Genomic DNA, 20,143 nt, shown 5'->3' on the forward strand with positions numbered 1-20,143 from the left:
GTATATAAAATGTAAAATAGATCTCTTTCATAAATCAAAAAACGATCTTCTTTTTGGTTAATATTTGCACTCCGGATTTCTTGGCATTCGTGCATAATCTGCGGATGAAATACATCGATTCAAACAAGCTTTCTGATCCTCAGTTCAAGCGATACACAGGCATCTCATGGTCAACTTTCTATTTGATGGTTGAGCAATTGCAGAAGCATGTCTCTGCCAAAGGCAGACCGCCCAAGTTAAGCCTGGAGGATCAGGTTCTGCTCTGTCTGAGCTATTGGCGGGAATACCGAACCTTATTTCACGTTGCGACGAGTTACGGGGTTTCAGAGCCCACAGCCTCAAGAATTGTCCGTCATGTTGAAGACTGCCTGATTCGGTCCAATCTGTTTAATTTACCCAAAGATTTACCCGAGGGCGAAGGCATCGACTGGAATGTTGTAATCGTGGATGCCACGGAAATTCCAATCCAAAGGCCTAAAAAAACAGAAGAAAAGCTATAGCGGCAAGAAAAAGACCCATACCTTTAAAGTACAGGCCATGATTCACTACAAAACTCAGCAAATTCTGAGTTTATGTACCAGTCGCGGTGCAGTGCATGATTTCGAGTTGTTCAAACGCAATTTAAACCAGATTCCTTTTGGGGCTTTTATCCTTGCGGATAAGGGTTATCAGGGAATTTATACAGTGTATCCAAATAGCTTGTTGCCATTAAAAGCCAAAAGACACTGTAAATTGGATCCTGAATTGAAAATCTATAATCAAGAAATCAATAAAAGAAGAATCGGAATTGAGCATGTATTTGGCAGCCTGAAAACCTTCAAAATCCTTGCTGAGCGTTATCGAAATAGAGGTAAAAGGCTTGGTTTGAGATTCAATTTAATCGCTGGAATCTACAACTTGGAACTGAGCAAAAAACGATTTATGAAAGAGGTCTATTAAATTCTTTAATTCACTTTGACATTTTTAATTTTTTAAAGTTAGAAAAAATACAAGCTAGGCTGTTATATCAATTTTTCACGTTTCCTAGCCATTAACCAATCAATTTCCATTGATCTATTTAATCTGAATTAACCTGAAGGAAAAAATAAATGCCTGAATAGTGATTAAGTTCGCCTCCTCTAAGAAAGATATGTTTTAAAAGGTTATCCAAGATTAAAAAATTGCGTTTAAACCTATAAACTCTAACAAATTTTTTGAGTTAAAGAGAAAGATCAGTTGGAACAGTTTAATTTTATTCAGAATATTCAAGATTGGGCCGATCAGTACCCATGGCTGGAAATGTTATCTTCACTGAGTATTGTGATTTTACTGGCCATCCTTGCCAATGTGTTTGCCAAACAGATTGTCGTACGCGGTATTCGTCAACTGATTTCCAAAATGCCCTTTGCCAATAATCAGATTTTTGCTGAACATAGTGTGATTCGCCGGATTTCCAATATTGTTCCGGCAATCGTGATCATGAACGGGATTACCACTGTCCCGCATTTATCCGATAAGGTGCAAACCTTTGTGCAAATGGGTGCTCAGGCGTTTATTTTCCTGACCATTGCTCTGGCACTCGGTGAGTTACTGAATATCTTTAACCTGATTTATCAGCGTAATCCCAAGTCACGCAACAAGCCGATTAAAGGTTATTTACAGCTGGTCAAGCTGATCATCTTCATTGTTTGTGGCTTGATGATTTTAGGCACTTTCCTGAAAAAAGATGTATTCACCTTGCTCGCTGGCTTTGGTGCGATGGCCGCTGTCCTGATGCTGGTTTTTCAAAATACGATTCTGTCACTGGTGGCTTCGGTTCAGATTTCATCTTATGACATGGTACGTATTGGTGACTGGATTGAAATGCCGACCCTAAATGCCGATGGTGATGTCATTGATATGTCATTACATACAGTGACTGTGCAGAACTTTGACAAGACAGTGACCACCATTCCAACCAATAAACTGGTGACTGATACCTTCAAAAACTGGCGCGGCATGCAGGAAGCGGGTGCCCGTCGAATCAAGCGTTCAATTCATATTGATCAAACCAGCGTGCATTTCATGACAGCTGAAGAACAGAACAAACTGAAAAATTTCATCCTGCTAGATCAATATCTGAATACCAAATCAGAAGAGCTGGATAAATTTAACCAGCAGCTCCAGCATCATTCACAATACAACCAGCGCCGTCTGACCAACTTAGGCACGTTCCGCGCTTATCTGGAATTTTATCTGCAACAGCATCCTGGTATTGCCAAAGATTTCTCATTGATGGTACGTCAATTACAACCGACCAGCGAAGGTTTACCACTGGAAATTTATGCTTTCACCAATACGACGGTTTGGGCAGAGTATGAAAATATCCAGTCAGATATCATGGACCATATTCTGGCGATTATTCCGGAATTTGGATTGAAGGTGTATCAGGCGCCTTCTGGGAGTGATTTTAAAGAATCTTTTAACGCGAGTTCTTCATCTCCGATTATCACTTAAACTAACCTTTCAACTTAAGCCCGACATAATCTCTATTTCGGGCTTTTTTATTCAGTATTTAAAATGAATTCAGGCTCTTATTTTTAGTTTTCATATCAGCTGGCATAAATCTGGCATGAGTTTCTGCTCTGCAACCTAAAGTTTGATTTAGTTAAACATTTGTGGCAATTTCACTCAAATTCAGACTTCAAAAAGCAGAATCCTTTATAATCCTCGCAAAGAAAATACATGATAAGAGTACGTGAATGTTTCGATGGCTTGAACGGCTGGTAGACCCCTATCCCACCAAAAACCTGAATCAACCTTTACCCACCAGGTTTTTCCCCTTTGTCTGGCAGGCAGCTTATGGGGTACGCCGTTATTTGCTGATTCTAGTATTGTGTACCGCAGGTGCAGCCAGTTTTGAGGCCTTACTGTATTCAAAAATTGGTGATCTGGTGAACTGGTTGAGTCAAAGTCAGCCAGAGACTTTTTTAGATCAACATGCCAGCAACCTGACCTTATTGAGTATTATCTTGCTGGCCAATATCCTGTTTGCCAGTGCCCAGTCCCTGATCAAGCATCAGATTTTATACAGTAATTTCCCGATGCGTCTGCGTTGGCGCTTCCATAATTTATTGCTCAAACAGAGTTTGGACTTCTTCCATAATGATTTTGCCGGACGTTTATCGGCCAAAGTCATGCAAACGGCGCTGGCAATCCGAGAATTCTGGGTCATTTTGGGCGATATGCTGGCCTATGTGCTGATTTATTTCGTCACGATTAATATTGTTTTGGGTGCCATTTCACCCTTACTTATCTTGCCGCTTATGGTCTGGCTATTCTTGTTTATTTGTGCTGCTTGCTATTTCATTCCAAGATTAAGCAAGATTTCATCCTTACAAGCGGATGCGCGTGCAGTCATGACCGGACGTGTGACTGATGCCTATACCAATATTCAGACCGTAAAATTGTTTGCGCATGCGGGTCGTGAAAGCCAGTATGCCAAATCCTCTATGCAGGAATTTATGGTTACGGTGTATAAGCAAATGCGTCTGGGCGCTCAATACGAAATCAGCATTCTGATGCTGAGTGTTGTGCTATATGCAGGTGTGCTGGGTACTGCAATCTGGCTCTGGATGCAAGGTCAAGCGCAGCTCGGGATTATTGCAGCCACTACAGCGATGGTATTGAAGCTGAATAGTATTGCCGAGTTCATGATGTGGCAGACCTCTGCCCTGTTTGAAAATGTCGGTACCATTCAGGACGGGATGAAAACTCTAGGTCGTCGGATCAATATTCAAGACAAAGAAGATGCGAAAGAACTGGAGCTAAAACACGGTGAGATTAAATTCGATAATGTCACTTTTGCCTATAATGAAAAACCGGTCATTGACCAGTTTAATCTGACCATTCGCCCAGGTGAAAAAATCGGGATCGTGGGGCGTTCTGGAGCTGGTAAATCGACCCTGATTCAATTGCTATTGCATTTCTATCATCTGAATCAGGGCCGTATTCTGATTGATGATCAGGATATTGCCGATGTCACTCAGGACAGTTTGCGTAAAAATATTGCGCTGGTCACTCAGGATACGTCTTTGCTGCATCGTACCGTAGCTGAAAATATCAAATACGGTCGTCCGGATGCAACTGATGAAGAGATGTTTGAAGCTGTACGCAAGGCCAAAGCAGAAGAATTTATTCCGAATCTGACTGATTTGCGTGGCCGTAGAGGCTATGACGCCTATGTAGGTGAACGTGGCGTGAAGCTTTCTGGTGGACAGCGCCAACGTATTGCCATTTCCCGGGTATTCTTGAAAGATGCGCCGATTCTGATTCTGGATGAAGCCACCAGTGCTCTGGATTCTGAGGTTGAAGCGGCTATTCAGAATAGTCTGGATGATTTGATGCAAGGTAAAACGGTTATTGCCATTGCGCATCGTCTTTCTACCATTGCGCAGATGGATCGTCTGATTGTGATGGATCAAGGTAAAATTGCCGAGCAAGGTACGCATGATGAACTGGTGGCCTTAAACGGAATCTATGCGCAGCTATGGCAGCGTCAAACCGGCGGGTTCTTGGTACAGCAACATGCCAAAACTGATAACTTACACGAAGCATAATCGCTCTATTCAGTAGTAGCTAAGCTCTACAACAGAAACCGAAGCATTCTATTTGAGTCACTTGAATAGCCATGCTTCGGTTTGCTTTTATGGGAATATCAACTATTCCACAAGCATTTTTAAATTCCAGATTATTCAAAAAACAGCCCTATTCTGAATTAATAGAAATCTGTAGGCTTAAAATTAAATCCCTAAAATATCTCTGGTTTACATTGATTTCCAACTTTAAGTTGAGCTACTCTGCTTTAAGTTGATTAAAATCTGCTTGTGGAAATTGCCACAGCTTTGTCCAACAATTTTTATCAAGAAAATGGCTTTTTCATGCCAATATGAAGTGAAAATAAAAAAATTTGAATGAGTGCAACGGATCGCGCATGAAAACAATAGCTCCACGCCAAGACCAAGGTATTCCAGGTGTATACGGTCTCTTGCTTCTCGATGTCATTTCCCGCTGGGGGTATAATAATGAGTCGCTTTTTAAGCCTTTTGGCCTGACCAGTGAACAGCTGGCAGATCCTGATTACCGTATTCCGACCCCTGTGGCCAATGAACTGGTCAAGCATGCCTTGAAGCTCACTGGTGAACCAACCTTGGGTTATCACTTAGGTACCCAGATGCGGATTTCGATTCATGGCTTTATCGGTTATGCCATCATGACGGCGAATAATATTACCGAAGCTCTGGTGCTGGCGAACCGATTCATTCAGCTACGCTTACCCTTCCTGCAGTTATTTTTCTCGACCTTTGGCGCTAAGGCAACCGTACAGCTGCAAACTGATATTCAGCTTGAACCGCTACGTACCGAAATTTCGATTGCCCTGATGATTGGCCTGATCAGTATGGCAAAAGCCATTACCGGGGTTAACGATGCAACCGGTGAAATCGACTTCGATTTCAAAAAGCCGGAAGGCTTTGAACGCTTCATGGCGAAATTTCCTACGCATCAGTTCCGTTTTGAACAGCCGCATTTAATTTTAAGTTTTGATAAAAGCTACCTGATGAACAAGTTGGTACATGCTGATCCAATTGCCAGCCAGATTGCGATTAACCAGTGTGAAGCCGAATTATCTGCTTTAGGTGAACGGCATCGGATTGCCATGCGGGTGCGGGATATTCTGACTCATTCCGAACAGCATTATCTGAGTATTGAAAGCGTAGCTGAACGCCTGCATATGTCAGATCGAACCTTAAAGCGTCAGTTGGCCGCTGAAGGTACTTCTTTTTCGACGCTGGTGGATGAAGTGCGCTATCGGCATGCCACTTCCTTATTATCCCGTACAGACTTTACTCTGGAGCAGATCGCTGATGAACTTGGCTATAGTGATGTGGCCAATTTTAGTCGGGCGTTTAAGCGCTGGAGTGGTCGTAGCCCGAGCAACTGGCGTAAAGATCCTTATTTATAAGCATGGATAAACCTTTTGTTTTGACCAAAAAGAATGTATAAAACATATCAAAAATGATCTTAAGATTTTTAGGGAGTTATCAATGAATCATCCTTCAGAATTAAAGTACGCAAGTACACATGAATGGGTACGCATTGAGGGTGATCTTGTTGTGACCGGTATTTCCGACCATGCACAGGATGCATTAGGTGATCTGGTTTATGTAGAAGCACCAGATCTTGACTCACATATTACTGCGGGCGAACAGGCTGGCGTGGTTGAATCAGTAAAAACCGCTTCTGATATTCATGCACCTGTCTCTGGTACAGTGGTTGAAATCAATGCTGCGCTTGAAGATGATCCTGACTTCATTAATGATGACCCGTACGGCAAAGGCTGGATCTATAAAATCAAACCGGACAATATGGCAGATGTAGAAAAGCTATTGTCTAAAACAGAATATGAAGCTGGCCTATAAGCCACTTCGATTTGACATGAAAAATAAGAATCAGCCTGCGGGCTGATTTTTTTACGCATTGAAAACTTCGTATTTAAAGCTCACCATCAAATACAATGTATTTATATCGGAATTTTATTGTATTTTTCACACATTTTTCTTAAAGTCTTTGCTGTACCTGCTATCACTCGCATCAGATAGCTCAGGCTGCTTTATAAAAATAATATTCATGTTCACCGTAGCATTTCCCTATAGATCAATTTAGGAAAATTATGAAATCCAATCTATTGCCTTTATGGACCAAGCCTTTTGTGCTGTGTCTGGCCAATAACCTGTTTTTATTTATTTTCTATTTTGCACAAACCACGATTTTACCGATTTATATTCTGAAAGAATTAGGCGGAAACTTAGCCCAAGCTGGTCTGGCCATGACCTTGTTCATGATTTCAGCGATTGCTGTACGACCATTTAGCGGCCTGATTATTGAGAAATTGGGTATCCGTAAAACCTTGATTGTTTCTGGAATCTTTTTCAGTCTATTTTCCCTAGCCTACTTGCTTGCCGATCAGCTGACGACCTTATTTATCATCCGTTTTTTGCATGGGATCTGGTTTAGTATTTTGACTACCGTCTGTGTTCCTGTGGTGAATCAGTTTATTCCAGAGCAGCGTAAAGGCGAAGGCATGGGCTATTACGTTATGTCAGTCAATCTGGGTATTGTTCTAGGACCATTGATTGGCTTAAGTCTGATTGAATACTGGTCTTATTTTCAGATCACAACATTGCTGATTGCATTAGTTTTTATCGGATTTGCTTTCTGCTTAATGATTCCGGTCAAGGAGACTGAGAACATCATTCAAACTATTCCTGATAAAAAAGGACTGGTGTTTTCTGATGTTGTAGAAAAGAAAGCGCTGCCTGTTGCTGTTCTGGCTGCTCTGATTTCCTTCTCTTACGCCAGCATCATGTCTTTTATTGCGCCTTTTGCTGCCAGTAAAAATCTGATGGCTTATGCCAGTTTATTCTTTGTTGTATTTGCCATTTCCATGATGAGTTTGCGTCCAATTACCGGAAAAATTTATGATCGTAAAGGCCCACAATATGTAATTTATCCTGCGCTCTTAGTTTTTAGTTTAGGACTTTTTTTACTCAGTCAGATTCAGACGTTGGGGGGATTCTTACTGGCTGCGGTATTGATTGGTGTCGGTTTTGGCAGCGCACAACCTTGCATTCAAACACTGGCCATTCAACGTGCACCGAAACACCGGATTGGTTATGCTACTTCGACCTTTTATACCTTCTATGATGTAGGAATTGCGGTCGGTTCGCTACTGATTGGGGCGCTTATTGCGACTTATAGTTATCAGTTCGCCTTTATTCTCTGTAGTTTACTCACCTTATGCAGTATTGTTTACTTTAAACTGGTCGTTCAAGTTAAGACTGCCTAATACAAGTTAATATCTAAATATAATAAAAAAACAGGCAGATGAACTGCCTGTTTTAATTCTGACACGAAGATGTATTTATTCAGATGCTGAAGTATTTTCCTGTTCTTTTTCTTCAGCTTTCGGTTCTTGCATCATCGTGAATTGTGTTGCTTCTCCAGCAGCAGGATTATCCTGGCGGTTGCTTTTCAGCTTGATCTGTAAACGTAATTCATTAGTCGAATCAGCATTACGCAATGCTTCCTCATAAGAAATCGCACCCTCGTTATACAGGTCAAATAAGGCCTGATCGAAAGTCTGCATGCCCAGTTCACGAGATTTGCCCATAATGGCTTTCAGCTCATGAAACTCACCTTTTAGAATCAGATCAGAAATCAAAGGTGTATTTAACATGATTTCAATTGCAGCCCGACGCCCTTTTCCATCCTGAGTACGAATCAGACGCTGGGAAATAATCGCCTTCATATTCGAAGATAAATCCATTAATAACTGATTACGGCGTTCTTCCGGGAAGAAGTTAATAATCCGGTCCAAAGTCTGGTTAGCATTATTGGAATGCAGTGTACCCAGACATAAATGTCCGGTTTCAGCAAAGGCAATTGCGTGTTCCATGGTTTCGGTATCCCGAATCTCACCGATCAGAATTACATCGGGGGCCTGACGCAAGGTATTTTTCAGCGCATTGTGCCAGGAATGGCAATCGACTCCAACTTCACGGTGAGTAATCATGGATTTCTTGTGTTTATGTACATATTCCACCGGATCTTCCACGGTAATGATATGCCCCGCCGAATTTTCATTGCGGTAGTCAATCATCGCTGCCAGAGAGGTCGATTTACCTGAACCCGTTCCTCCTACAACCAGTACCAGACCGCGTTTTTCCATAATCACGTGTTTCAATGATTCTGGTAATTTCAGTTTCTGGAAATTTGGAATTTCTGCCGTAATGGTCCGGATTACCATCCCGACCTGAAGCTGTTGTACAAAAACATTTACCCGGAAGCGCGATACACCCGGTACAGTAATCGCGAAGTTACATTCTAGTTCAGCTTCAAACTCTTGACGCTGTTTATCATTCATCAAGCTATAAGCAAACAGTTTGGTTTTTTCAGCAGTAAGAATTTGTTGTCCAAAGGGCTTCATTAAGCCCTGATGTTTAATACTCGGTGGAAAATCTGCGGTAATAAATAAGTCTGAGCCCCCATATTCCACTACTTTGGTCAGCATGTGATGCATGAATTTTTTTGCTTCGTCCAACAGTTCTGCCGTGAACATTCTCTTCCCCTGGAAATACACAATTACATGAATTTAAATGCTTGATTCATGCCAATATCATTTGATTTTTATTGTGCAGCGTTTTTTTTAAAGCCTCAAACAGATTTGATTTATAAAGAAAATATTTTTTAAAATTTATGTGATGTAGTTCAATTAAATATCAATTAAGTAGACATATATTGCCTTTTAAAACCTATTTCATTTTAAAAGAATATTACAATGAAAAAGATCATATTCAGGATAAATGCAAGACGGTGAAACTGAATTCACCAGGCAAGTAAGGATAAAATTAAAAAATTAGATAGGTGGCTGAAAGCAGCCTTGCTTAAAAGCCACCATTAAAGAAGATTTATGACTCAGTTCTATTGAGCTGAATAGTAATCTGTTTATTAAAAAAAGATTAATCAGGAGAAAGTACACGCGATCCGGACTGTTCCAGAAGTGAAATCTGTGCATTTTCTGCCTGTAAAACAGGATTAATACGACTGCTCTTCAGCTTGATTTGCAAACGTAATTCATTGCTGGAGTCTGCATTACGCAAGGCTTCTTCATAAGAAATAATGCCTTGGTTATATAAATCAAATAATGCCTGATCAAAGGTTTGCATGCCCAGTTCCCGCGAACGAGCCATAATCGTTTTAAGTTCATGGAATTCACCTTTACGAATCAGGTCAGAAACTAAAGGGGTATTTTGCAGAATTTCTACCGCAGCCCGACGACCTTTACCATCTTCAGTGCGAATTAGCCGCTGAGAAATCACGGCTTTGATATTAGCTGATAAATCTAGCAGTAACTGATTACGGCATTCTTCTGGAAAGAAGTTAATAATCCGGTCCAGTGCCTGATCGGCATTATTAGAATGGAGTGTTGCAAGACATAAATGGCCAGATTCAGCAAAGGCAATTGCATGCTCCATACTGTCTGTATCCCTGATTTCGCCAATCACGATAACGTCAGGTGCCTGCCGCATGGTATTAATCAGTGCATTGTGCCAGGAAACGCAATCTACACCAATTTCACGCTGGGTGATCATCGAGTTTTTATGCTGATAGACATATTCCACCGGGTCTTCGATCGTAATAATATGCCCTTCAGTATGCGTATTACGATAATCAATCATGGCTGCCAATGTAGTCGATTTCCCGACACCCGTTGCACCAACTACCAGCACCAAACCACGTTTCTGCATGATGACCTGTTGCAATGAAGCTGGTAAGCCTAACTGCTCAAAGCTTGGAATATCTGTCGTAATGATTCGAATCACCATGCCTACATTGTGCTGTTGCTGAAAGACATTAACCCGGAAGCGCGACACGCCCGGGATGCTAATACTAAAATTGCATTCCATCACCGATTCAAATTCCTGAATCTGTCGCTCATTCATCAAGGCATAAGCAAACAAACGGGTCTTATCGGCTGTGAGTTTCTGCTGACCAAATGGTTTCATCAACCCCTGCTGTTTGATACTGGGCGGGAAATCAGCTGTAATAAAAAGGTCGGAACCACCATATTCCACGACTTTGGTCAGCATATGGTGCATAAATTTACGTGCTTCATCGAGTAATTCAGTTGTATACATAGCAAGCTTCCCGGGATCATTACTCATCCGCTGTTTAAAAACAGTATCAGGCTGACCTCTAATAAATTATTGTTATTGTTTATTTTTTTAAATTAATTATTTTTTATGAATTTTTTAAAATCGTTTTAATACTCATTGTTTTAATTTTCAAAATATCGAATTGTTGCTTTCAGCATTTAGAAAAATACTTCTGAACAACCATATCCGATCATAATATCTTTCCTCAACGAATTGAGGAAAGATAAGATCGTGAGTTTAAGCGCTACGCTTTAAACTTTCGCATCGCAGTGAATCAGCCATATTTAACAATAATTGCTCGGTTTTTGTCCAGCCCAGACATCCATCAGTCACTGACTGGCCGTAAACCATATCTTCAGAGATTTTCTGATTGCCATCGACCAGATGACTTTCGAGCATTACACCCCGCACATTGCTGTGCAAACGTTCAGCGACGATTTGCTCCAGCACTTCAGGTTGTAGCATTGGGTTTTTTGAACTATTACCATGACTGCAATCAATAACCAGGGCCGGCAAATCGGTTGAGTGTTTCGCTTTAATTTTTTCAATTTCAGACAACTGGTAGTTCGGACCACTATTTGAACCACGCAGGATCAAATGTGCTTTTGGATTCCCTTTTGAGCTCAGGATACACGGCAGACCCGATTGGCTCATGCCCATGAACTGATGTGGATTGGAAGCTGACTGAATAGCATCAAGAGCAATTTGAATCGAACCATCTGTCCCATTTTTGAAACCGATGCTGTACGGCATATGGCTGGAAATTTCACGGTGAATTTGTGATTCACTGGTACGCGCGCCAATCGCACCCCAGGCCAATAGATCATCGAAATACGCCGTTGCCATTGGACTTAAGATCTCTGAGGCAATCGGCAGGCTCATGCCAATCAGTTTTAGGTACAGTGCACGAGATTTTTCCAGACCCAATTGCATATTGGATGAGCCATCGAGTTCTGGGTCATACAGGAAGCCTTTCCAGCCTACAGTAGTACGTGGTTTTTCAATATAGGCCCGCATAACCAGGAAAATTTGATCAGAAACCTGTTCCTGAAGCTGTTTTAATTTTTCTGCATATTCCAGTGCGGAAGCTTCATCATGAATGGAACATGGTCCGGTAATCACCATTAAACGGTGATCTTTACCCTCTAAAATATTTTGAATAATTTGACGCTGTTCAGCGATTTGTGCAGCCAATTGCGGAGACAGTGGCAATTGCTGCTTAAGCTGCTGTGGTAAAGCTAAAATGGTTTCTGTTTGATGTTGTTGTGATGTATGTGCAATATTCATGACTTTAAATCCTGGGACTGGCAATCAGTCCAAACTTTTATTTGAGCGTTATGGGTCTAATCGAAGATGTCGAAAGCGTCATTAGCTGGCTAAAGTAAGACCAATAAAAGTTGCTAAAGTATGAATAGTTAAAGTTTGTCATGGCTGTCTCCAAAAAATTGTTAAATCACATGCATAAAAAAACCTGATCAGGGTTGCCGATCAGGTATTAACTGGTGGGCAACCTTTTCATTGCCCAAACGCATTCAGGCAATTATCTAAACTGCCAGAAATAAAAATAAGCGTTTGAAATGATAGGTTGCTTTAACATGTTTATGTCTTTCATAAAAATGTGAATCTGAAATTAAAATACGCGCTCTATCCAGTTTTGACAAGTAGTAAATATAAAAAAATATTTATCAGTATTTATACTTTTACTTATTGCCCTAGAATTCTAACCTTTCAGATATTAATAATGGACAAAGTCGTGACGGTCAGCAGACTTTGCCCATTTCCTTAAAACCAAGAGCATATTAGATCTTGGTTTTGGCATTTGCAATTAACGGGTTACGCGATTCCATGCATCACGTACTGCAAATTTTGCCTGTTCCCAGTTCAGACGTGACTGGCCTTTTGCCTGTTCCCATTTTACTTTCAGATCGCTTTCTACATCTTCAAAACGGGTATTGGCATCATATGCTCCACGGTTTTCATAACCGACACGATAGGCCGCATCATAGTCACGATCGTAATCTAAATCGCTATACGTGGTACGGGCATCTGAATAATAAGGGGTTTCAACGGCATTATCTCGCCAGAATGCTGCTTCTTCAGTCGGGTTCACAGCTTCGCCTACGCCTTTACCTGCGAGACCACCGACCACTGCCCCAACAACACCGCCTACTGCTGCACCGACCGGACCGCCTGCTGCACCGACCGCTGCACCTGCAGCTGCGCCACCGGCGGCACCTACGCCTGTGCCAATAGGATGTGCACCTGGCTCGCCGCTAATTGGATCGGCATTTAAATCATCACGGACATCTTTAGGAGAATTTTTAATACGATCAAATCTATCATTCGACATAGAGCTTATCCTTATTCTTTAAAATGATTCTTAAACATGGTTTTAATCGCGTCTCTCAATACGCTTCTATTCACTATAAGCATCTGGCATGTAATGACCTTAGAAGCCTTGTGTTTTTTAGGTAAAGCTCTGTGGTGCTTTGATAGGCAAATGTATCTGATATATTTTAATTATTAAAATAAAAGGCCGGTGTTTACCGGCCTTTATGAAGTTTAAATCGCTAAATCATTTTAATCAAAATGAATCACGCTACGGATCGATTTGCCTTCATGCATCAGATCAAAGGCTTCATTGATCTGTTCTAATGGCATCTTATGTGTCACAAATGGTTCTAACTGAATTTCACCTTTCATGGCCTGTTCAACCATGCCCGGTAATTGAGAACGACCTTTAACACCACCAAATGCCGTACCCATCCATTTACGGCCTGTGACTAGCTGGAATGGACGAGTTGAGATTTCTTTACCTGCACCTGCTACGCCAATAATCACAGACTGACCCCAGCCACGGTGTGCACATTCTAGTGCTGAACGCATTACGTCGACATTACCAATACATTCAAAAGAGTGGTCTACGCCCCAACCGGTCATTTCCACAATCACTTGCTGAATTGGCTTGTCATAGTCTTTTGGATTCACAAAATCAGTAGCGCCAAACTGTTTAGCCAGTTCGAATTTATCTGGATTGGTATCCACGGCAATAATACGGCCGGCTTTGGCCTGGCGAGCACCTTGTACAACTGCAAGACCAATACCGCCTAAGCCAAATACAGCGACGCTATCGCCTTCCTGTACTTTAGCAGTGTTATGTACTGCACCAATACCGGTAGTCACGCCACAGCCCAATAAACACACTTGCTCATGGTTAGCTTCAGGGTTAATTTTCGCCAGAGAAACTTCTGCAACGACTGTATATTCAGAGAACGTTGAACAGCCCATATAATGATAAATCGGCTGGCCATTATAAGAAAAACGGGTAGTTCCATCTGGCATTACACCTTTACCCTGAGTCGCACGAACCGCTACACACAGGTTGGTCTTACCCGATTTACAGAACAGACATTCACCACATTCTGCTGTGTAAAGTGGAATCACATGATCACCCGGTTTCAGACTCGTCACGCCTTCACCTACCTCAACGACCACACCCGCGCCTTCATGGCCTAAAATGGCTGGAAATACGCCTTCCGGATCATCACCAGACAAGGTAAATGCATCGGTATGACATACGCCAGTATGGCTAATTTTTACCAGTACTTCACCTGCTTTTGGTGGAGCAACATCTACTTCCACAATTTCTAATGGCTGACCTGGGCCAAATGCAACCGCTGCACGTGATTTCATGTAAAACGATCCTTTTATTACTGATTTACAGATGGTTAACAGTAACCTCTTTCTATTCGGAGATTCAACCATTAACATCACAAGTTGAGGAATAAAACCCCTATAACTAATGGAACATCAATGACTAAGCCCTCGTCAATTACATGTTTAAGTATTTTTGTTTTTAGCCTGACTATTTCTGGCTGTGAATTAGCTCCCAATACAGCAAAAGAAGAAGCTATTACTCCAGTACAATCGACCCACTGGATCAGAGAGGAACAACTGCCACAGATTCAGGAAGGGAAAACGGCTTATCTGCCTTTATATGACGGTTTTATGAGTATGGCGGCAAGGTTATATCTGATTAATCAAGCCAAATACCATCTCGACCTGCAATATTACATCTGGAAAGATGACTATATTGGCAACATGATCCTCTCCCAATTATTAAAAGCCGCAGACCGTGGGGTGAAGGTTCGGGTTCAGATTGATAACCAGAACGGGACTCAACTGGATGATAAGTTGCTGGCCTTAGCCCAGCATCCTAATTTCGAAGTCCGACTATTTAATCCTTATAAATTCCGTCAATTGCGTGCCCTGGATTACGGATTCCGTATGAAATATATTAATCCGCGTATGCATAACAAACTGATTATTGCGGATGGTACGGCAGCGGTCACAGGTGGTCGGAATATCAGTAGTGAATATTTTGATGCCAGTAAGGATTTTCAGTTTAGCGATGTTGATATTTTCTTTGCCGGAAAGCCAGCACACGATGCGAATCAAACCTTTATCAAATTCTGGAACGATGATCTAAGCTATGATATCCGACAAGTTCTAAATGATTCGGGTAATCCACAACTTTTAAAACGACTAAGAACTGAATTTAAAGAAGATGAAGTCGATAAAAATGAATTGAAACGCCGAGTCGGTATTGCGGAGCAGCAGATTGATGAACAACTGAGAAAGCGCCCGATCAAATGGGGAAATGCCTATTTTGTTGCCGATGCCCCTTCCAAGGTTCGTCGTAGCGCCCAGAATGGCGATTATATTTATACCCATATGCTGGAACTCATGGGTGAACCCAAAGACCACCTGGAATTGGTTTCTTCTTATTTCATTCCTACTCAGGAAGGTGCGGATTATTTAAGTAAACGTTCCCAACAGGGTGTCAAAATCAGAATTTTAACCAATTCTTTCCAAGCAAATGATGTTGCTTTGGTTCATGCCTATTATCAGCAATACCGTAAACAGCTGCTCAAGAATGGAATCGAGCTCTGGGAATTCAAACCTTATATTGAACGGCCAAAACGGACCTGGTATGAAATTATGACCGGTAATATTATTCCGGCCAAAAATAAGAACAGTTCCAGTTTACATGCCAAATTCTTTGATCTGGATGGCATGGTATTTATTGGTTCCTTTAACTTTGATCCACGCTCTGCCTATTTAAACACTGAAGTCGGTCTGGTGATTGAATCCGATCAACTTCAAGATGAAATTACTAAGTCCTTAAACCAGTATTTACCCAGAATGGCTTATCAACTGAAGTTAGATAAAGAGGGTGAGATCATTTGGCTGGAACACCAAAAAAATGGTTCAGTCATTCAGCATAATCATGACCCTGAAACGACACAGTTCCAGCGTTATATGATGAATCTGGCAACAAAATTCCCGGGAGAATGGTTAATGTAATGACAGATACATTGCAATCAAATTACATTTAATGTGATTTTTCCTTAATTGATAGTTAGCTTTGGATATTTTAAATCTTTATTGGTGATAAGCTGAACAATATAAAATTGACTAAATCTCTAAATCGGGTTTTTATACTTATATTTTTCAGCTTATTTCTTATATATTAATCAGATCAATACCTACAAAGGTTTTACCTATTCCGTTGATTGCTCTAAAATTACACTTTTCCAGTATTTTGCGAATTTTCGCTTTCCACTCCCATGCAATTTTTTGATTTAAGTCGTCAGTTTAAACTCAGTGATATTCTCACCCCTGTTAAGACCTTGCAGGATCTGTCTCAACAAGAATGGTTTTTAGCCAAAATACGGATTGAACATGACTGCCTGTCTGATTCGGACTTGGTCGAAGGTCAGGTCGTACTTAAATCTAATCAGAATATCCAGGTCGAACTGGAATGGCTGATTCAGGATACCGGTTATGAATTACAGGTGCTATTCAAAGGTGTTGAAACCGAAGCTTCTGAAGAAACACTGGTGATGGTTAAAGGCGCGCAACTGGTCGATGAACAACAGCAACTGATTTCTGCACAAGCTTTAAGTTTATGGATTGACGGGACATTACTCCCGATGTTGCCGAATATCCGCAAAGAAATTAAAGCGCGCTTAAACCTGTGGGATTATGTGGAATATGATGGTTAATTCATTTTTCCATTTCTAAAATTTGAAAGAGCCATATCGGCTCTTTTTCGTTTACAGGGAATTTACCTAATATATTTAATTGGTTAAATTGCCCTTGCCTGAATATTTTTATGGCAATGCCTATTTTAGACATACAGATTAAGCTTGATTAAAATAATAAAGAGAAAACATCATGATTTCCCCTTCTGAATGGCAAAATATCCGTCAAGTTGTTGCAGATGCGCAGCGTGCAGCAATGCATTGTTCGATCGCAACCGTCAATCCCCAAGGCTTTCCTAGTATTACTCCGATCGGAACTGTCTTTCTGGATCAGCAGTCTAGTACAGGTTTCTTTTTTGATACTTACTCCACCACCTTCTCTGAAAATTTACAGCATCAGCCACTTGCCTGCATTCAGGCTGTGAATAGCAGCAAACTGTTCTGGTTAAGTTCCATGTTCAAGGGAAAATTTAAGCATTATCCCGGTGTACGTTTATATGCAGAGATTGGCTCTTTACGTCCTGCAACAGCGGAAGAGATTGAGAAAGTTGAATCTCGTATCTCTACATTAAAATGGAGTAAAGGTAGCAAACTGATCTGGTCCAGCTTTCATCATGTTCGGGATATTAAAGTTAAGGATTATCGCTGGGTCGAATATCCCAATATGCAGGTAGAAAATACTTAAATACTTTCTAAAAATAAGCTTATTTCATAAATATACTTAATATTTATATTTATTCATAACTCAAATTAGACCGACATGCTCGAACATCATCCGGTAACTATCTGCTTTCTTATCCAGAGCCAAAGGATAAGCCCGGGATGAAGATGGCATCCGGTATAGATACAGGTCACGGCCAAGAAAATGTGCCTGTGTTGGCTCACCTATACCGGGTTTCAACGTACCTTCAGGCATAGAGAGCATCAAAGTATCTGTGGCCTTGTCGCCTGTAGTCATGATGTGGTTGCAGTCCGGCATTTTCCCTAATAGATCCTGCAAATTGGTTGGCACTACAATTTCTAGAAATTTATCGGAAGCATTTCCCTTCAGGCGTCGGATCTGATAAGCACTGTCAAAAATCGCAATCCCCGTTTCAGTTAGAAACTCACGGATTAGATGTTCCTGAAATTTTTTATTAGGTAAGTCCAAAAAGTAATCTTTATTTTTAAAGAAAATTAATCCAAATATCCGCCACATATCATTTTGGTAATTCGGATAATAAAAATTCATTTTCCAGCGCGTTGCGGGTGGCGGAAAACTGCCCAACATCAGTAATTTGGCATTGGGCGGTAAAAATGGCGGTAATGGATGGGTTTCAATATCCGACATAAACTGTTCCAGATTCAGGTATTTCAGTTATTTTAGAATGCCTGACGGATCTTGCTAGCAACTTCTTGTCCCCAAAGTGTATAAACTTCCTTACTTGGATGAAAACCGTCTTTGGCCATTTGTAAATTCATGGCACGATATTTTTCAATATCATATTCAATCCATTGCATGTTGATCTGCTTGTTCACAAATTTTTCCAGCTGCTGGTTCATGTGTTTGGCATATTGACCAAATAACCAGGCCAAAGGATTCGGTAAAGCCGGGAACATATTCATTGGAGGAACACCAGCTGCAATGACCAGTTTTGGATTAAACTTTTGCTGGATTTTGCCATAAAACTGTTCCTGCTTCTTGATCCAGACATCGGCAGGCATGAGCTTAGTCACATCATTCACGCCGACTGAAGTCACGACCACATCATAGGATTTAGCTTCAATCTGGTCTAAAGTACGAATGACCTTTGAGGTGGTATCGCCCGTTTTTGCCTGTAACTTCCATTCAATTTCAAAGTCATTTTTTAGCTCATTCAGAATCGCGCCAAGTAAGGCATCATTCTGATGATCTACCCCGACCCCTGCTGCTGCTGAATCACCCACAATCAGTAATGAAAGTTTTTTGCCTGTTCCTGTTTGACCTTCACGTGCACCCTCTGGTTCTGGAAGTTTTATCGTATTTTTTTTGACACGGTTACCCTGAATTACGAGCGCGGGAATTAAGGCGATAGTGGCAGCTTTGAGCAACATAATGGACTAATTTATATAAAGATATGATTAATTTTACTGCAATTTATGGATTACGAGTAATACCTCAGCAGTCATTTTTAATGAATATTCACGTAACTTTAACTAGCAAAATAAAAAAATCCCGGCGTTTAACGGGATTTTTTTAATGTGGCTGATATATCAAACTTTATGATCATTCCAGCGGTTCATGCGCTTGAACGTCCCAATATCATTAAAGCGTACACCCACTTCTTTCATGACTTTATGCGCCGTTTTAGAGGTCAACTGACGTATATAAAAGGGTTCTTTGACCACAAAATGATGGATCGCATGAGTTGAACCGAAATTACAGCAAAATAACTGGAATGGCACCATCCACCATGGATTCAGTACCTGAGTCTGCTTGATGACATCGCGTGGATCAATATCACCATAATAATGCATATTGGAGCTAACGAATTGCAGGCTAAAAGAACGGATAAAATTCGGAATGATCCAAATTACTGCCAAGAAATTCACGAGCGGCATAGCTTCGATGATACTTTCCGACCAAAGCATTTCATAACCAAAGATTGGTGCAACGGCATTGCCTACATGAAAGACTACAAATAAATAGCACAGACCATAATAAATCAAGCTTAATGGCAAGAAGCCTAATAGCTGAGAAATCATGGCAACTTTACGTTCTTTTTCAGGCTGTTTTTCCATAAAAAGATGAATCATTTTAAACATCTGAAAAGGACGTAAATAGACCGACATCAACTGGTCACTTATCACTAGTATGCGGCGAATCCCCCATGGCATACCATTACTGATGCCACGTTCTTCAAGATCATATTCAGTGCCTGAATATTTATGATGATGCAAATGCATGCGTCGGCGAGCCCATGGACTAATCGTATTTGGACGAGCCAGCCACACTAAAGCCAACATTAAATGATGTGCCCAAGGTGTTTTTTTGAAATACATATAATGAATCAGGTCATGTTCTAATTCATGTGTCAGTGAAGCAAAAATTGCAATTAGGGGAATGGTGAACCACGCAGAAAGATAACCATATCCATATGCCAATGCGCATGCGATCATCCCCGTCCAGGCAAAACCTAAAATACTCGCACCAATGAAATTCTGATGTTTAAGTATAGGATAACGGGTACGTATTTCTTCCCCGGCCTGTGTAACGATATTTCTGACCTTAGAGATTCGCTGTTGGTCAGTCATATCCGAAGATGTAGACATATGGACAACCTTTGATTTCTGAACAGTTGTACATTAAAGGAATTTATAAAAAAGAGAAGTTATCTTTCCACT

At 41.0% G+C, this 20,143-nt stretch carries 18 protein-coding genes; 10 read left to right on the top strand and 8 right to left on the bottom strand.

The features are described from left to right. Positions 1-53: 53 nt before the first annotated feature. The 7 genes from FTU01_RS01665 (at position 54) to FTU01_RS01695 (ending at position 7,864) form a co-directional block, all read left to right on the top strand. Positions 54-500 carry a transposase family protein gene (locus FTU01_RS01665; RefSeq protein WP_153567213.1) on the top strand — a complete coding sequence of 149 codons (447 nt, stop codon included), beginning with the start codon at positions 54-56 and terminating at the stop codon, positions 498-500. Then, positions 448-939, top strand: coding sequence for a transposase family protein (locus FTU01_RS15480; protein WP_218952459.1), 492 nt, complete (start codon positions 448-450; stop codon positions 937-939). Before FTU01_RS01665 ends, FTU01_RS15480 begins: the two co-directional genes overlap by 53 nt. Before the next feature lie 276 nt (positions 940-1,215). Further along, on the top strand, positions 1,216-2,475 hold the full coding sequence (locus FTU01_RS01675; RefSeq protein ID WP_180137935.1) for a mechanosensitive ion channel family protein: 1,260 nt from the start codon (positions 1,216-1,218) through the stop codon (positions 2,473-2,475). Between the two features lie 245 nt (positions 2,476-2,720). Continuing rightward, positions 2,721-4,577: an ABC transporter ATP-binding protein gene (locus FTU01_RS01680; protein WP_179992608.1), complete on the top strand. Its 1,857-nt coding sequence runs from the start codon at positions 2,721-2,723 to the stop codon at positions 4,575-4,577. A 374-nt stretch (positions 4,578-4,951) separates the two neighbouring features. After that, complete coding sequence (locus tag FTU01_RS01685; protein ID WP_104426084.1) at positions 4,952-5,980, top strand: AraC family transcriptional regulator; 1,029 nt, start codon at positions 4,952-4,954, stop codon at positions 5,978-5,980. An 82-nt stretch (positions 5,981-6,062) separates the two neighbouring features. After that, positions 6,063-6,437, top strand: coding sequence for a glycine cleavage system protein GcvH (gene gcvH, locus FTU01_RS01690; RefSeq protein ID WP_166138133.1), 375 nt, complete (start codon positions 6,063-6,065; stop codon positions 6,435-6,437). A gap of 251 nt (positions 6,438-6,688) precedes the next feature. Continuing rightward, positions 6,689-7,864, top strand: coding sequence for an MFS transporter (locus tag FTU01_RS01695; RefSeq protein ID WP_180137937.1), 1,176 nt, complete (start codon positions 6,689-6,691; stop codon positions 7,862-7,864). Between the two features lie 75 nt (positions 7,865-7,939). Here FTU01_RS01695 and FTU01_RS01700 read toward each other — a convergent pair whose 3' ends face one another. The 5 genes from FTU01_RS01700 to FTU01_RS01720 all read right to left on the bottom strand — a co-directional run bounded on the left by FTU01_RS01700 (position 7,940) and on the right by FTU01_RS01720 (position 14,426). Further along, a complete protein-coding gene (locus FTU01_RS01700; protein ID WP_125278619.1) occupies positions 7,940-9,136 on the bottom strand; it encodes a PilT/PilU family type 4a pilus ATPase in 1,197 nt (398 codons plus the stop codon). A 400-nt stretch (positions 9,137-9,536) separates the two neighbouring features. Further along, the gene (locus FTU01_RS01705; RefSeq protein WP_180137939.1) at positions 9,537-10,715 is read right to left on the bottom strand and encodes a PilT/PilU family type 4a pilus ATPase; all 1,179 of its coding nucleotides are present in this window, start codon (positions 10,713-10,715) and stop codon (positions 9,537-9,539) included. A gap of 255 nt (positions 10,716-10,970) precedes the next feature. Then, positions 10,971-12,020: a 3-deoxy-7-phosphoheptulonate synthase gene (locus tag FTU01_RS01710; protein ID WP_180137941.1), complete on the bottom strand. Its 1,050-nt coding sequence runs from the start codon at positions 12,018-12,020 to the stop codon at positions 10,971-10,973. A 538-nt stretch (positions 12,021-12,558) separates the two neighbouring features. Beyond that, positions 12,559-13,083: a hypothetical protein gene (locus FTU01_RS01715; RefSeq protein WP_159122907.1), complete on the bottom strand. Its 525-nt coding sequence runs from the start codon at positions 13,081-13,083 to the stop codon at positions 12,559-12,561. 230 nt (positions 13,084-13,313) lie between these two features. Then, the gene (locus FTU01_RS01720; protein ID WP_180053222.1) at positions 13,314-14,426 is read right to left on the bottom strand and encodes an S-(hydroxymethyl)glutathione dehydrogenase/class III alcohol dehydrogenase; all 1,113 of its coding nucleotides are present in this window, start codon (positions 14,424-14,426) and stop codon (positions 13,314-13,316) included. Positions 14,427-14,546: 120 nt separating this feature from the next. Between FTU01_RS01720 and FTU01_RS01725 the strand changes: the two genes are divergently transcribed. The 3 genes from FTU01_RS01725 (at position 14,547) to FTU01_RS01735 (ending at position 17,465) form a co-directional block, all read left to right on the top strand. After that, positions 14,547-16,100, top strand: coding sequence for a phospholipase D family protein (locus FTU01_RS01725; RefSeq protein WP_180137943.1), 1,554 nt, complete (start codon positions 14,547-14,549; stop codon positions 16,098-16,100). Between the two features lie 263 nt (positions 16,101-16,363). Further along, on the top strand, positions 16,364-16,801 hold the full coding sequence (locus FTU01_RS01730; protein ID WP_180137945.1) for a hypothetical protein: 438 nt from the start codon (positions 16,364-16,366) through the stop codon (positions 16,799-16,801). Between the two features lie 172 nt (positions 16,802-16,973). Beyond that, positions 16,974-17,465 carry a pyridoxamine 5'-phosphate oxidase family protein gene (locus FTU01_RS01735; RefSeq protein WP_180104912.1) on the top strand — a complete coding sequence of 164 codons (492 nt, stop codon included), beginning with the start codon at positions 16,974-16,976 and terminating at the stop codon, positions 17,463-17,465. 60 nt (positions 17,466-17,525) lie between these two features. On the opposite strand, the gene FTU01_RS01740 is transcribed toward FTU01_RS01735, so the two are convergent. The 3 genes from FTU01_RS01740 to FTU01_RS01750 all read right to left on the bottom strand — a co-directional run bounded on the left by FTU01_RS01740 (position 17,526) and on the right by FTU01_RS01750 (position 20,071). Beyond that, entirely contained in the window at positions 17,526-18,110 is a 585-nt protein-coding gene (locus FTU01_RS01740) for a uracil-DNA glycosylase family protein (RefSeq protein ID WP_034704166.1), read from the bottom strand. A gap of 32 nt (positions 18,111-18,142) precedes the next feature. Beyond that, positions 18,143-18,853 carry an SGNH/GDSL hydrolase family protein gene (locus FTU01_RS01745; protein ID WP_159122902.1) on the bottom strand — a complete coding sequence of 237 codons (711 nt, stop codon included), beginning with the start codon at positions 18,851-18,853 and terminating at the stop codon, positions 18,143-18,145. Between the two features lie 159 nt (positions 18,854-19,012). Next, a complete protein-coding gene (locus FTU01_RS01750; RefSeq protein WP_125278627.1) occupies positions 19,013-20,071 on the bottom strand; it encodes a fatty acid desaturase in 1,059 nt (352 codons plus the stop codon). Between the last annotated feature and the right edge of the window lie 72 nt (positions 20,072-20,143).

It is taken from the genome of Acinetobacter sp. YH12043, assembly GCF_013419915.1.
GTDB lineage: Bacteria > Pseudomonadota > Gammaproteobacteria > Pseudomonadales > Moraxellaceae > Acinetobacter.

Excerpts from the sequence above, each read along its gene's own strand:
- FTU01_RS01740 (WP_034704166.1), bottom strand. The coding sequence starts at position 18,110 with ATGTCGGATATTGAAACCCATCCATTACCGCCATTTTTACCGCCCAAT.
- FTU01_RS01730 (WP_180137945.1), top strand. The coding sequence starts at position 16,364 with ATGCAATTTTTTGATTTAAGTCGTCAGTTTAAACTCAGTGATATTCTC.
- FTU01_RS15480 (WP_218952459.1), top strand. The coding sequence starts at position 448 with ATGCCACGGAAATTCCAATCCAAAGGCCTAAAAAAACAGAAGAAAAGC.
- FTU01_RS01685 (WP_104426084.1), top strand. The coding sequence starts at position 4,952 with ATGAAAACAATAGCTCCACGCCAAGACCAAGGTATTCCAGGTGTATAC.
- FTU01_RS01720 (WP_180053222.1), bottom strand. The coding sequence starts at position 14,426 with ATGAAATCACGTGCAGCGGTTGCATTTGGCCCAGGTCAGCCATTAGAA.
- FTU01_RS01715 (WP_159122907.1), bottom strand. The coding sequence starts at position 13,083 with ATGTCGAATGATAGATTTGATCGTATTAAAAATTCTCCTAAAGATGTC.
- FTU01_RS01705 (WP_180137939.1), bottom strand. The coding sequence starts at position 10,715 with ATGTATACAACTGAATTACTCGATGAAGCACGTAAATTTATGCACCAT.
- FTU01_RS01725 (WP_180137943.1), top strand. The coding sequence starts at position 14,547 with ATGACTAAGCCCTCGTCAATTACATGTTTAAGTATTTTTGTTTTTAGC.
- gcvH (WP_166138133.1), top strand. The coding sequence starts at position 6,063 with ATGAATCATCCTTCAGAATTAAAGTACGCAAGTACACATGAATGGGTA.
- FTU01_RS01750 (WP_125278627.1), bottom strand. The coding sequence starts at position 20,071 with ATGTCTACATCTTCGGATATGACTGACCAACAGCGAATCTCTAAGGTC.
- FTU01_RS01695 (WP_180137937.1), top strand. The coding sequence starts at position 6,689 with ATGAAATCCAATCTATTGCCTTTATGGACCAAGCCTTTTGTGCTGTGT.
- FTU01_RS01745 (WP_159122902.1), bottom strand. The coding sequence starts at position 18,853 with ATGTTGCTCAAAGCTGCCACTATCGCCTTAATTCCCGCGCTCGTAATT.
- FTU01_RS01700 (WP_125278619.1), bottom strand. The coding sequence starts at position 9,136 with ATGTTCACGGCAGAACTGTTGGACGAAGCAAAAAAATTCATGCATCAC.
- FTU01_RS01710 (WP_180137941.1), bottom strand. The coding sequence starts at position 12,020 with ATGAATATTGCACATACATCACAACAACATCAAACAGAAACCATTTTA.
- FTU01_RS01680 (WP_179992608.1), top strand. The coding sequence starts at position 2,721 with ATGTTTCGATGGCTTGAACGGCTGGTAGACCCCTATCCCACCAAAAAC.
- FTU01_RS01735 (WP_180104912.1), top strand. The coding sequence starts at position 16,974 with ATGATTTCCCCTTCTGAATGGCAAAATATCCGTCAAGTTGTTGCAGAT.